Here is a 13243-nt window from a genome sequence, read left to right as displayed (position 1 = left end):
TCCACCACCCTTCGGGCGGTCCCCCTCCCCCGTGAACGGGGGAGGATCGCCATGACTCGGTTGGGCACGACCGGAACGGGGTGCGCCAGCGATTGGGCCGGCCTGTCCCGCCCCGCTTGCGGGGAGGGGGGACCGTCGCGGAACGCGATGGTGGGAGGGGCGCGTGGGGCGGCGCGCCTTGCTGGCCGGCGCCTATCCCGGCGCCAGGTAGCCGCGGGCTTCGGACTCGTCGATCAGGCGCTCGACCAGCGCGTGGAGGGCGGGGGAGCCGTCGGCGATGACGCGCATGCGGGTGCGGACCTGGCTGGCGCGGACGCCGTGCTTGCGCCAGCCCATGCCCTCGGTGAAGACGTTGAGGAGGAAGGGCTGCAGCCGGTCCATCGTCCGCGCGAAATGCGCGTCGGCACTCTCATGGGCCTCGAACTCGTCCCATAGCGCGCGAAACTCCGTCCCCTGGGGCGCCGGCAGCAGGCCGAAGATGCGGTCGGCGGCGGCCTGCTCGGCGATCTCCTGGGCGGCATGCACCTCCGGCGCCGAATAGAGAAAGGTGTCGCCGGCGTCGATCTCGACGATGTCATGGACGAGCAGCATCCTGACCGCCCGCATCACGTCGACCTCCGGCCCGGCAAAGTCGGCCAGCACCACCGCCATCGTCGCGATGTGCCAGGTGTGCTCGGCGTCGGTCTCGTTGCGGTCGCGCGTCATCAGCGGCGACTGGCGGACGATGGACTTCAGCTTGTCGACCTCAAGGATGAAGCGAAGCTGGTTCGCCAGCGCGGGCCCGCCGGTCTCGGCGATCAGGGTGAAGAGGGAGGCGTGGGTGGAGGGCATCGAGTTAGATGCAACATGATCGCAGCCACGCGGAAACTCGTCCGGTAACGCTGACATTATGACCGCTCCTGACCTGACCTGCTCCGGCCAACGTCATGTCGACTACTGACTTCGTCCCTCCATTGTCATCATTCCGATATGCCAGATGTGCTCAGCGTCGGGCTTGGGTGGCGGCGTTGGATCAGCGGCGACCTGACGCAAAAACTTTCCTTCTTTGTTTCAGAAGCCAGGCAATCAAACAGTCCGGTCGTTCCTAGCGGTCGCTCTCGCGACCACCAAAGGCAGACTGCGTAAAGCTGAGGCGACCTCCGAATTGGATGGGTGCTTCGCTTGAATTGCCTTAAGATTCTTCTGAATCGTCCCCCACTCTCCCCTCAACCCGCTGACATCCCACTTCGACATTACTGCTATCCGCCCCCTCGCTAAGCAGACCGCCGCATATGCCTCCGTCTTCTGGTCCTCCAACTGATCCCGCAAAATATCCGACGCCTGCTCCATCTTCTGAAGCGCTGTAATCCTGTCACTTGCTGCATCAGCCGTATCAAAAATGATATTCGCGGCACCGTTGATGACCTGGTAAGACGTCGGCCAGAGCCTTAACGCCATCTGAATTCGACTTAAGGCACGATCAACGTACCGCCCCCCCAACGCCTTCTCCAGCAGAGCCATCTGAAGCAAGAAAAGCGCATCCGCCTCAAAATATTTTTCGTATTTCTCCAACATGTTTATTACATCTGTACGGCGATTCGAAAATAGTCGACCCAGAAATTCGTGATTCACCACAGAAACAAATAACTTGCTTTCAGCTCCCGGCGCGTTACGTCTCAGTGGCGGAGAAAATCTGCTAAGAGAAAATATTAACGCATCGACACAAGAAAGAACTTCTACCTTTGACGCAAGATTTGTTATTATATATTCAGCTAAAAGCTGATGATGTCCAAAATATACTCCTTTTCTCTGGTATATCATCCCAGCTAAAAACTGAGATACGCTTTCATTAACTTCTTTATCCCCAATTCCTAAATATTCACTCGCCCCGTATAGCGTGTTTCTTGATATTCCTGCCCTAAATACAGTTCCACATAGTATAAGCAAAAACACTTTTCGCGTTTGTTCTGACTCTATCGAGGTATAGTCACTCCGCACTATTTCATCATACCCTCGTCCTTCAGTCGCTTCGCGTAATCCGACGAGAAGATCTCGATTGGATTTATCCAGAATCATGCGAATTCGCTCGGAATCACTCCTAAGACTACCCAGAAAAGCCCAAGGGCCATTCTTTCGGAGTTTCTCTAGTATTTTCTTGGCGTCCTCCTCATTAATCTTTCTCGTGGTAAAAACGCTGGAAGCAATTGCTCGCGCATTCTTTGCGTGGCGATTTACTATATTTGTCCGGTCTATGAGAACTAGAAGCTTAGGTACACTAGGAGTGTCAATTTCTAGCAAACGCTCTATGCTGAAAAAGAATGCGGAAAAATTATCTATAAATATAATAGCACGGGATCTCAAATTGGAAAAAATGTCTTTAAGAACTTTTTCTGGAAACGTCTGTTCAGATGAAATCCAAAAAACTGAAACATCAGGAAATACTTCAGAAATTTTCTTCGCGGCCATCTTGCAAATAGTTGTCTTTCCTGTTCCCGAGGTGCCTTCGACGACCACTACGCTTTGATCGAAGCTTATCGCCTCCAGCAAGCGCTTCAGATCTGAGATATCGGCCGGTACCTGGTCGACCACCTCCTGCCAAGAAGGTTCGTATCCCGATAGAAATCGCGTGCTCGATTCCCGCGAGTCGGCACGCTCGCGGCGGGCAAGGTGACCGAGTCCACCAGATCCATGCTGTTTATTTCCTCGATAGGATACTTTTTGAGTTCAAATGGATTGGACCAAATACCACGCTTGGAACTAAAAGCGACTGCAACAGGGTCGATATATTCCTCTTGATCCGCTAATTCACTCCCGATGCAATTAACAAAATCGGAAAGAGAACCGGGAATAAAAGTAATATTCTTCTCGTTCATAAGCTCAGATTGAATAATATCTAACTTAGGTTTTACTATATCCGCCTTCGGAGAACCTTCAATTGCCTGCAAACGATTCAGATGAAACCAGAAGAGAGGCTCATCCAAGCTGCTACCTATGAAAATGAATGTCTCATTGCGATAGTCTCGCGCGCACTCATCATACCAATTGTCGTTACGATGAAAATACGACTGATATTGATCTTCAGAAAATATAAAATTTTCGAATGATCCGTGAATATCGCCGTTGAGTTTTATAATTTGTAGCTCAGAAGACCTCTTTAAAGGCGCTACGATACTCGATTCCGCGACATAGATTTCAGGAGAACTGCCAACGGCTGATCTATACGAATTCTCCAAGACATCGTCAATATTCGTGGAGTAAATGCGCTTCCACATGCGTTTTTTCATTAATGCAAAATGAAATGTAGCGGGCTTGCAGTTAGCGTAATACTGAAACATAAAATCGTGGAGGCCGTTCTCTCCGAGATGGCGGCGGGCGAAAGAAAAAAGCTCTCTCAATCCTGTGCCGGAACTGTATTTAACGTTCAATTCTGCTGCGATTAGATTCTTAAGCTTTTCTCCCACCGGAGGAGATGACATCTTTGCATTCTTGGCACCAACCGAAGCGCCCGCACCAATGAATAATATGGAACGTCCGGCCCGTATTTGGCTTATCAACTCCGGGGGCAATTTCATAACATTCCTCAGGTACTGCAGCGCCAAGGTATATCGTACTCCAGTTGCAGGCAACGTGTCGAGTGCGTAAGGGTTGCTTTCGGTTTTGGCCAACCCCGGCCGCTTTAGGTACATATGCTCCATCATCATTGAACGGGAGCCGAACCGATGCATGCACGCCCCCTTGCCCTTGCCGGGCTGATCGCCGCCGCCTACGCCGTTGCCGCGAGCCCTGCCGCCGCGGGGACGCTGCTCGACCGGGCCAGGCAGGCGCTGGAGGAGACTGGCGACAAGATCGAGAAGGCGGCGGACGATGCCGGCCGGGAGGTCAGGAACTTCCTGGTCGACAATCCGGACCTCAACCGCGACCTCGTCGACCTCGGCAAGCGGCTCAAGCTGCCGGGCTTTGACGATGCGGGGCCCGACGCGGGCGCCGGGCTGGTCGCGGCGCCGTCGCCGACCGCCCAGGGCGGCAGCGTCACGCTCGGCGCGGTCGGGCTGCCCGGCTCGACCGACGTCACCATCGCGGCCGGCCCCTCGGTCGACGCGGCGGAGGAGATCGCCACCGCCACCACGTCCGACCGTGGCACGCTGCAGGTGACGGTCACGGTGCCGGAGGACGCGGCCCCCGACATGCCGCTGGTCTTCGTCGTCGAGACCGCCGACAAGCGGGTGCGCGTCGTCTCCGAGGCGATCCCGGTGGTCGCCGCCGCCGACATCGTCCGCATTTCCGGGACGCTGTCGAAGGAGGGCGTCGAATGCCCGGCGCTGCGCGGCGACGACGGGATGCTCTACACGCTGGCGATCGACGGCCTCGGCGACTTCGAGCCGGGCGACCGGGTCGAGGTCGAGGGCACGCCGGCCGAGATCTCGATCTGCACCCAGGGCACGACGCTCGGCGTGATCTCGATGGTGGCGCTGAAGTAGGGGCGCGGGGCAGGGGCGCTCCTCCGACGCGCTTCGGCTGAGCGGTCCCGGGCTTGTTGACGCGGTCTCGTTGACGCGCGGCCCTCGCCTTCAAGCGCTCATCCCCGCGCAAGCGGGGACCCAGTCAACGATGTCGTGGCAGGATGAGGCGCGGGCTTGCCCGACCGCTGTGTACCGCTCCGACTGCTCTAACCCCTCACCCGGATCGACCCGGCAAGCCGGCTCGCTCCGACCTCTCCCTCCCAGGGAGAGGTGAAGCGGTGTGGGCGGGACGGTTGGAGGTGACGCGGTACCGGCGCGGCTGCTGGTGTGCGCCTTTGGGTTTGGCCTCCGCCATGGGCCGTTGCACGGATTGCCGTCGATCTGCGACGCGTCCTTTTCTGTCACGGCATCGGTTACTGGATCCTCGCACTGCAGGGATGACGGTCCGAGTGGGGCATGACGGGGGTGCGATGTCGAGCAGGGCTTGAGGCACCGGACCTGAGGGCTGGCGCGCTGCATCTCGTCATATGCTCCGGCGGGCAAGACGAGCGCCCCCTCCACCACCCTTCGGGCGGTCCCCCTCCCCGCTTCGCAGGGGAGGATCGCCATGTCACCGACGTGCGACCGGTCATTTTGAGCGCCAGCGTTTGGGCCGCTTGTCCCGCCCCGCTTGCGGGGAGGGGGGACCATCGCGGAGCGATGGTGGGAGGGGCGCCTGGCGCGGACCTCAGAGCCGGTGCGCGGACCGACGCCGGAGCGGGTGGGGGGGCGTCCCAGCGCCGCGGCGACTGCGGGTGAGCCTCGCGACAGCAAGCCTGGATCCCCGCTTGCGCGGGGATGAACGTGTTTGACGGCGAGAGGGCGACCCCGGAAAGGGCGCGAAGCGAGCGAGGGAAGGGCCCCCCTCCCGAAGCCGCCGCTTCGCGTCGCCTTCGACCCTCCCTCGGGGGGGAGGTTGGGCGGCGAGTCTTCGGCTCCAGTTGCGGGAGCGCGTTGGGGGGGGCGACCCTGCCATTCCGTCGTTCCGCCGCCTGTCTCTTCGTCTTCGAGGCGATCATTGCCTCGCGTGCCCCCCATTGCCCCCGATCAGTCGGTCTTGCCGGGGGGCGGTTTGGGGCGGAAGTCGAAGTTGTCGCCGTGGCCGGTGAGGGGGCGGCCGGATTCGATTCGCCAGTTGGCGCGATGCAGGTGGTCGGCGATGGCCTCGGCGACGCGGTCGCGCTCGGCCTCGGTGAGCTGACGCCGCATGCCGCGGACCAGCCGCAGGCCGCGGGTCAGCCCGATGCGGATCGACAGCCTGAGATCGTCGCGACTCGTCCATGCCATGCCGTAACCAGACACGAAACTAGGAATTTATTCCAGTACCCGTCGGTTGTGGCTGCGGCATGTCGCATGTCCGACTTTGACATTTCACCGCCCGGGGAGGAAGAATCAGCAAAGGCCGATGCGGCCCGAGGGGGACCAGAAATGACCGATCGTGATGTGCTGAGCGGGATTCCGCTGTTCGCGGAGGTGCTTGACGAGGCATCGCTGACCGCGCTGGCGGCGGGGGCGACGCGGGTCGAATACGACCGGGGGGCGGTGCTGATCGAGGAGCATGCGCCGGGTGAATCGATGTTCGTCATCGTCCGGGGGGCGGTCGCGGTGTCGGTTCGCGACGGCGGCAAGGAGCGGCGGGTGGCGACGCTGCATGACGGCGAGGTGGTTGGCGAGATGTCGCTGCTGACCGGGGCGCGGCGCGCCGCGACGGTGACCGCGATGCGGCCGACGGTGGCGATCGAGATTCCCCGGTCGGCGCTGGCGCCGATCCTGGCCGCGGCGCCGGACCTTGCCGATCATTTCGCGGCGATCATCGAGGGACGGAAGAAGGAACTCGACGCGCTCTATGGCGAGCGTCACTGGCTGACATCGGGCAGCCCGGCATCCGAGGTCGCCGAGCGGGTCCGCCGCTTCTTCAGCCGCGCCGGATAGTCCGGGCAAGGTCCGTCGCGCGGCCGGTCAGAACTGGTCGAGCAGGCGTTCCAGGTAATTGCGCTCGATGACCGAGCGGCCGGTATCGCCGAGGCGTTCTCGGATTGCCTCGAGGATCTCCCGGGCGCGCTGGATGTCGATCTCGTCGGGAACCTTGACGGTGGTGCCGAGGTCCGGCCCGGTGTTGCGCTGCGGCCGGCCGAGGGGATCCTCGTTGGGCATCTGCCGGCCGTTCGGATTGCCGCCGAAGCCGGGCCCCTGATTGGCGAGTTGCTGGGCCATGCCCTGGGCGCCCTGGCGCATCGCCTCCAGCGCCTCGCCCTGGTTGCCGAGCGCGCTGCCCGGCATGCCCTCGCCGAGATCGCCGGCGGCCCGGCCCATCGCCTCGCCGGCCTGGCCGAGCGGGTCGCCCTCGCCGGGCTCCATGCCCATGCCCTCGAGCTGCTCCATCAGGTCCGACAGCTGCTGCTCGAGACCCTGCTGCTGCTCCTGGAGCCGGCGCAACGCCTCCTCCATCTGCTCGCGGGTCATCGGCTCGCCATCCTCGCCGACGCCATTGCGCGAGCGCTGGGTCTGGTCCATCAGCTCCTGCTGGCGGCGGATCATGTCGGCGAGCTCGTTGAGGCTCTGCATCATCTCGCCATTCTGCTGCTGGTTGCCCATCATCGGCTGGCCGGTCTGCAGGTTCTCCAGCATGTTCTGCAATTCGCTCAGCATCTGGCGGGCGGCGTCGCGGGCGCCGTTCTTCGCGAGGTCCTCGATCTGGTCGAGCATGCGCTCCAGATCCTGCGAGCGCAGCATCTGGGCGTCCGGATTCTGCGGCATGTTGGCCATGTTGGGATTGCGACGGGCTTCGTCGGCAAGCGCCTGCATGAATTTCTGCATCGCCTCGCGCAATTCGGCGGTCAGCCGCTCGATCTCCTCGTCGGAGGCGCTATTCTCCAGCGCCTCGCGCAGCGCCTCCTGGGCGGCGCGCAATTCCTGGGCGGCGAGCGACAGGTCGCCATCCTCGATGCCGAGCGCAACGGTCCACAGATAGTCGACGAGATCGCGCAGGTCGTCGTCGTTACGGGCGCGGAAGACCCGGTGATAGGCGGTGCGGAGCGCCAGGTAGTCGGAGGCGTTGTCGTAGGTGTCCTCCGGCGCCATGGTCAGCGCGTCGAGGGCATCGGCGACACGGCCGGCGGCGTTGGCGTCCAGCGCGAGGATCGCGCGCTGCTCGACGACGGCGCGGGCCAGCGGCTCGGTGAAGCGACGGGCGGGGAGGGTTACCTCGAGCGGCGGGCTGCGGCCCTCCTGCTCGGCCTCGTCGCGGGCGACCAGCGTCATCTTCACTTTCGCGCCGGCCCAGGGGTGGGAGGTCAGGTCGCGGATGGTCTCGCCGACGCCCTGGCGGGTGCGGAGCTGCGGCAGCGACAGGGGAATGACCGGCGCCTCGAAGAGCGGCCGCGCCTCGGCGCCGGCGGCGTCAGGATCGAGCGGTGCGATCTCGGCGCGAGCCTCGACGACGCCATAGTCGTCGCTGAGCGAATAGGTGAGGCCGAGGGCGCCGCTGCGGTTCGGCGAGGGCGCCTTGGCGAAGTCGATGCGCGGGGCGTGGTCCGGCTCGACGGCGAAGCGCCAGGCCATGACATCGCTGTCGCCCTTGCGGATCACCACCTCGGCGGCGGTGTCGAGCGCCACCTGGCGTTCGAGCGGCTGGTTGTCACCGGTCGCGGGCTTGCCGTCCCCGGCTTCGACGATGGCGGCCGCCACCTCGCCGGCCTGGCCGGTGGAGACCACCGACAGGTCGCGGGCGCCGCTGGTGCGGACGGTGACGACGCTGCCGGTCGGCACGGAATATTCGCTGCCCGGCGGGCGGGCCGCCTCGCCGGTCAGGAAGATAGGGGCGCGGCCGGTATAGGCCGGCGGGGTGACCCAGGCGTCGATGCGGGCGACGGTCGCCGCCACGGGTTCGCCGCCGCGGAAGGCCTCGCCGAGCATGCCGAGACGGTCCGGCCCGGCATAGACGAAGCCGACGGCGAGCAGCAGGATGGCGAGGAAACGCAGCGCATAGGGATCGCGGCGGGCAAGGCCCGGCGACGGCGCGCCGGCCTTGAGCCGGTCGAGGCTGCCAAGCAGCCGGGTGCGATGGGCGGTCCACAGCGCCTCGGCCGCCGGATCGGCGACGCCGACGGCGAGCCGGTCGCTCAGCGCGGTGGCGGGGCGATGGAGCAGGCCGGTGGCGGTCTCGATACGGGCGAGGGCGGCCGAGCGGGCGGGACGCGTCAGCCGGAAGAAATGAACGATGAGATAGACGGCAGCGACGGCGAAAGCGCCGAGAATGACGTATCGGACCGGATCCGAAACGATGCGCCAGAGGCCGAACCACGAGACGATGGCGAAAACGCCGGCAAGCACCAGGACGGGGGCCAGCACCGGCCAGACCGCTTCCCAGACCAGCACCAGCCGGGCGCGGAAAATGGCGCGTTCGATGCGGGAGCGGGTCCGCGCCTCGATGCCGGGGTCGTCGCGCGTGTCCCTATCGCCGGATTGCGCCATTCACGTTCCGCCTTTCTGCCCCTCGATCAAAGTAGCACAGAGTGCAGCAAAATCGAGGCCGCGCGCGACGCGGGTCTTCACGTCTTGGCGAGCCAAGGGGGCAGGGCGTCCATGCCGATCAGGTCGTCATAGGTCTGGCGGGGACGGACCACGGCCCAGGCGCTGCCGTTGACGAGGATTTCGGGCAGGAGCGGCCGGGTGTTGTAGGTCGAGGCCTGGACCGCGCCATAGGCGCCCACCGTCATCACCGCGACGAGATCGCCGGCCGAAACCGTCGCCATGTCGCGATCGAGGGCGAGATAGTCGCCGGTCTCGCAGACACCGCCGACGACGTCGGCCCGGATTCGCGGCGCGTCGGCCGGCGGGCGGACGACCGGGCGGATGTCGTGATGGGCTTCATAGAGGGTCGGGCGGATCAGGTCGTTCATCGCCGCGTCGACGACGACGAAGGTCTTGGCCTCACCGGACTTCACGTAGACGACTTCGGTGACGAGGATGCCGGCATTGCCGACGAAGACCCGGCCGGGCTCGAACAGGACGCGGCAGCCGAGGTTGCCGAGGCGGCGGCGGACGATCTCGCCGTAAAGATGCGGCTCGGGCGGCGGCGGATCGTCAAGCTGGTAGGGGATGCCGAGGCCGCCGCCGCCATCGACATGGTCGATCTCATGGCCGTCGTCGCGCAGCGCATGGACGAGATCGGCGAGGCGGCCATAGGCGGTGTCGAAGGGGGCGAGGTCGGTGATCTGGCTGCCGATATGCATGTCGACGCCGGAGGCCCGGATGCCGGGAAGCTTCGCGGCATGGGCGTAGACGTCGCGGGCGCGGCCATAGGGGATACCGAACTTGTTCTCCGCCTTGCCGGTGGTGATCTTGGCGTGGGTCTTCGCATCGACATCGGGATTGATGCGGATGGCGACGGTGGCGGTGGCGCCCCTTGCGGCGGCGATTTCCGAGATGCGGTCGAGTTCCGGCTCGGATTCGACGTTGAAGCAGTAGATGCCGGTGTCGATGGCGAAGGCGATCTCGCGGGCGGTCTTGCCGACGCCGGCGAAGACGATGCGCTCCGGCGGGGCGCCGGCGGCCAGCGCCCGGCGCAACTCACCCTCGGAGACGACATCGAGGCCGGCGCCCTGCTCGACGAAGGTGCGGATGACGGCCTGGTTGGAATTGGCCTTCATCGCGTAGCAGATCATCGTGTCGAGGCCGCCCATGGCCTCGGCGAAGACCCGGTAATGGCGGACGAGGGTCGCGGTCGAGTAGCAATAGAAGGGCGTGCCGACGGCCGCCGCGATGGCAGGCACGGCAACGTCTTCGGCGTGGAGGACGCCGTCGCGATAGCCAAAATGGTTCATCTGTGCTTCGCGGCTTCGATCAGCTGTCGGGCGGCAGGACGATGGCGCCCTCGGTGACCGGCTCCTCGACCGCGGCGGCGCTTGGCGGCGGCTGGAGCGCGCCCTTGCGGCCACAGGCGGACAGGCCGATGGTCGAGATCAAGACGGCGGCCAGCGCGGCCCGAAACACCATCCGTCGGTTACTGAGCGCCACGGCCAATTCCCCTTTTATCTCGCAAGACCCGTCTTCGCCTGAGCGGCATCGACTTATCATAAACCAATCGCCGACGCATGCATCTCCTGAGTTGGGGGGGGGGGCCGGAATCCCACCCAAGCCTCGTTGCCGGCTGCGCTGGACCGATCAGCACCGCTTGAGGAGGGCTTCAAGAGACAAACCCAGGCCGGCTGCCGCTCAATGCCGTCACGGTTCCGTCATGAGAGCAAACTTAATATGATGCTATCATAGCGGGTGGTGAACGAGACTCACATGGATCAGGGAGAGGGCCATGACGACAAAGCTCAGCTTCGCGACTTTCAATCTCTACAATCTCAACGAGCCGGGATTGCCCCTGTACAAGAATTCACGGCCCTGGACGAATGAAGAATACAGTCGAAAGATCGCGTTCACTTCGAGCATGCTACGGCTGATGAAGGCGGACGTCTTCGGTTTCCAGGAGCTGTGGCACGCCGCAAGCCTCCGCAGGACGCTGGCGGAGGCCGGTGTTGAGCACGACTATGAGCCGCTAGTCCCCGATGGTCATGCCGGAGGCCGTATCGTCTGCGCGGCGGCGGTCCGAAAGGACATTCTTGTTGGCGAGCCCGAGTGGATAACGTCCTTCCCCGACATCTTTCGACTCAGCAGCGGCGGCGACGACGCACAGACATCGGGCATCTCGGTCAACATCAGCAGTTTCTCACGACCCGTTCTGCACCTTACGATCAGGCCGAGGGATGATACCGAAGAGATCCACGTCTATATCTGTCATTTCAAGTCGAAGGGGCCGACGTGGATTTCCAGCGAGCCGTGGTACGACCGCGATATCTACTCGAAGCATAGCGAGGCGATCGGCGCCGCCATTTCGACGGTCCGACGCACCGCCGAGGCTACGGCGCTCAGGATGATCCTGACCGAGCGAATGAAGGGCACCAACACGCCGGTCGTGGTGCTCGGCGACGTCAACGACGGCCTCTTAAGCAACACGCTCAACATACTGACCGGCCAGCCGAACTACCTAACCGGTTTCTCGACCGGCGGGGGCGATGCGGACCTCTATACGGCGCAGACGCTGCAGGAGTACCGCAGCACCCGCGATGTTTACTATACCCACGTCTTCCAGAACGAGCGGGAGTCACTCGACCAGATACTTTTCAGCCAGGAATTCTACGACAACAGCCGCAAGCGGATCTGGGCGTTCGAGGGCCTGGAAGTTAACAACGACCACCTGAATTTTGAAGATCACCGTGAAATCGGCAGCAACGATCACGGCGTCGTGCGCGCGCGATTCAAATACGACCCGGTGGTCACCTCGTAGGAACCCGAGCCGGCCTTCGGCCCTAGGCGCCCGCTTCCTTTTTCAGGCGGGCGAGCCAGCGCCTCGCCTGTTTGCGGACGTTGTTGGGGGCGGTGCCGCCGAAGCTGGTGCGGCTCGAGGCCGACTGGCTGACGCCGAGGACCGAGAAGACCTCGGGCGTGATGCGCGGCTCGATCACCTGCAATTCCTCCAGCGTCAGGCGGTGGAGGGGGCGGCCGGCCTCCTCGGCACTGCGCACCACCCGGCCGGTGACGCCGTGGGCCTCGCGGAAGGGCATGTCGAGGCTCTGGACCAGCCAGTCGGCAAGGTCGGTGGCGGTCGAATAGGCGGCGCCGGCGGCCTTGCGCATCGCCGCCTTGTCCGGCTCCATGTCGGCGACCATGCCGGCGGTGGCGGTAATCGCCAGGTTGAGCGTCTCCATCGCGTCGAAGACCGGTTCCTTGTCCTCCTGCATGTCCTTCTGGTAGGCGAGCGGCAGGCCCTTGAGGACGATCAGCAGGGTGGTCAGCGAGCCGACGATGCGGCCGGTCTTGGCGCGGACCAGTTCGGCGGCGTCGGGATTGCGCTTCTGCGGCATGATCGACGAGCCGGTGGTGAAGCGGTCGGAGAGGCGGATGAAGCCGAAGCCGGCCGACGACCAGACGACGATCTCCTCGGCGAAGCGCGACAGGTGGACGGCGCAAAGGCTGGCGGCGGCGAGCGTCTCGACGGCGAAATCGCGGTCGGAGACGGCGTCGAGCGAGTTGGCGGTCGGCCGGTCGAAGCCGAGTTCGGCCGCGGTCTGGTCGCGATCGATCGGGAAGGACGTGCCGGCAAGGGCGGCGGAGCCGAGCGGCGATTCGTTCAGCCGCTTGCGGGCGTCGGCGAAGCGGCCGCGGTCGCGGGCGATCATCTCGACATAGGCGAGGAGGTGATGGCCGAAGGTCACCGGCTGGGCGGTCTGGAGATGGGTGAAGCCCGGCATCACGGTCGCGGCGTGCTCGAGCGCCTTGTCGGCCAGCGCCTGCTGCAATTCGGCGAGGCCGGCGTCGATCGCGTCGATGGCGTCGCGGACCCACAGCCGCAGGTCGGTCGCCACCTGGTCGTTGCGCGAGCGGGCGGTGTGGAGACGGCCGCCGGCCGGACCGATCAGTTCGATCAGCCGGGCCTCGATATGGGTGTGGACGTCTTCCAGCGAACGCGAAAACGTGAAGGTCCCTGCTTCGAATTCTCGCAGGATCGTGTCTAGACCCTCCCGGATCTTTTCGGCATCGTCCGCCGCAATGATGCCACGCGCGGCGAGCATGCGGGCCTGCGCCTTCGACGCGGCGATGTCATTGGGGAAGAGTTTCTTGTCGAAATCGATCGACGCGTTGATCTCTTCCATAATGGCGTCGGGACCGTGGCTGAAGCGCCCGCCCCACATGCGGTTGTCCATGACTGCTCCGGA

The 13243-nt window shown here is 63.8% G+C and carries 11 protein-coding genes; 3 read left to right on the top strand and 8 right to left on the bottom strand.

Translation table 11 applies throughout. The features are described from left to right. Positions 1-192: 192 nt before the first annotated feature. The 3 genes from BLT60_RS03980 to BLT60_RS03970 all read right to left on the bottom strand — a co-directional run bounded on the left by BLT60_RS03980 (position 193) and on the right by BLT60_RS03970 (position 3704). The gene (locus BLT60_RS03980; RefSeq protein WP_244521123.1) at positions 193-888 is read right to left on the bottom strand and encodes an HD domain-containing protein; all 696 of its coding nucleotides are present in this window, start codon (positions 886-888) and stop codon (positions 193-195) included. Between the two features lie 177 nt (positions 889-1065). Further along, the gene (locus tag BLT60_RS03975; RefSeq protein WP_090874875.1) at positions 1066-2568 is read right to left on the bottom strand and encodes a P-loop NTPase; all 1503 of its coding nucleotides are present in this window, start codon (positions 2566-2568) and stop codon (positions 1066-1068) included. Then, positions 2532-3704: an SIR2 family protein gene (locus tag BLT60_RS03970; RefSeq protein WP_090874874.1), complete on the bottom strand. Its 1173-nt coding sequence runs from the start codon at positions 3702-3704 to the stop codon at positions 2532-2534. The genes BLT60_RS03975 and BLT60_RS03970 overlap by 37 nt, the downstream gene beginning before the upstream one ends. Here BLT60_RS03970 and BLT60_RS03965 point away from each other — a divergent pair. Beyond that, positions 3699-4457 carry a DUF5818 domain-containing protein gene (locus tag BLT60_RS03965; RefSeq protein WP_090874873.1) on the top strand — a complete coding sequence of 253 codons (759 nt, stop codon included), beginning with the start codon at positions 3699-3701 and terminating at the stop codon, positions 4455-4457. The genes BLT60_RS03970 and BLT60_RS03965 overlap by 6 nt on opposite strands. A gap of 1068 nt (positions 4458-5525) precedes the next feature. Here the strand turns inward: BLT60_RS03965 and BLT60_RS24275 are convergent. Continuing rightward, the gene (locus BLT60_RS24275; protein ID WP_175478282.1) at positions 5526-5765 is read right to left on the bottom strand and encodes a hypothetical protein; all 240 of its coding nucleotides are present in this window, start codon (positions 5763-5765) and stop codon (positions 5526-5528) included. Positions 5766-5906: 141 nt separating this feature from the next. On the opposite strand from BLT60_RS24275, the gene BLT60_RS24270 reads away from it, so the two are divergent. Next, positions 5907-6410 (top strand): cyclic nucleotide-binding domain-containing protein, encoded by a 504-nt coding sequence (locus tag BLT60_RS24270; protein WP_175478281.1) that lies wholly within the window; start codon positions 5907-5909, stop codon positions 6408-6410. A gap of 27 nt (positions 6411-6437) precedes the next feature. Here BLT60_RS24270 and BLT60_RS03955 read toward each other — a convergent pair whose 3' ends face one another. The 3 genes from BLT60_RS03955 to lptM all read right to left on the bottom strand — a co-directional run bounded on the left by BLT60_RS03955 (position 6438) and on the right by lptM (position 10496). Further along, on the bottom strand, positions 6438-8951 hold the full coding sequence (locus tag BLT60_RS03955; RefSeq protein WP_090874871.1) for a TIGR02302 family protein: 2514 nt from the start codon (positions 8949-8951) through the stop codon (positions 6438-6440). Positions 8952-9028: 77 nt separating this feature from the next. Further along, positions 9029-10303 carry a diaminopimelate decarboxylase gene (gene lysA, locus BLT60_RS03950; protein ID WP_090874870.1) on the bottom strand — a complete coding sequence of 425 codons (1275 nt, stop codon included), beginning with the start codon at positions 10301-10303 and terminating at the stop codon, positions 9029-9031. A gap of 19 nt (positions 10304-10322) precedes the next feature. Beyond that, entirely contained in the window at positions 10323-10496 is a 174-nt protein-coding gene (gene lptM, locus BLT60_RS23955; protein ID WP_175478280.1) for an LPS translocon maturation chaperone LptM, read from the bottom strand. 292 nt (positions 10497-10788) lie between these two features. Between lptM and BLT60_RS03945 the strand changes: the two genes are divergently transcribed. Further along, positions 10789-11814 (top strand): endonuclease/exonuclease/phosphatase family protein, encoded by a 1026-nt coding sequence (locus tag BLT60_RS03945; protein WP_090874869.1) that lies wholly within the window; start codon positions 10789-10791, stop codon positions 11812-11814. 22 nt (positions 11815-11836) lie between these two features. On the opposite strand, the gene argH is transcribed toward BLT60_RS03945, so the two are convergent. Continuing rightward, a complete protein-coding gene (gene argH, locus BLT60_RS03940; RefSeq protein WP_090874868.1) occupies positions 11837-13231 on the bottom strand; it encodes an argininosuccinate lyase in 1395 nt (464 codons plus the stop codon). Positions 13232-13243 lie beyond the last annotated feature (12 nt).

Origin of the sequence: Bauldia litoralis (genome assembly GCF_900104485.1) — a bacterium.
In the GTDB taxonomy this organism is placed as follows: Bacteria; Pseudomonadota; Alphaproteobacteria; order Rhizobiales; family Kaistiaceae; genus Bauldia; species Bauldia litoralis.
This window is presented reverse-complemented; position numbering and strand designations above follow the sequence as displayed.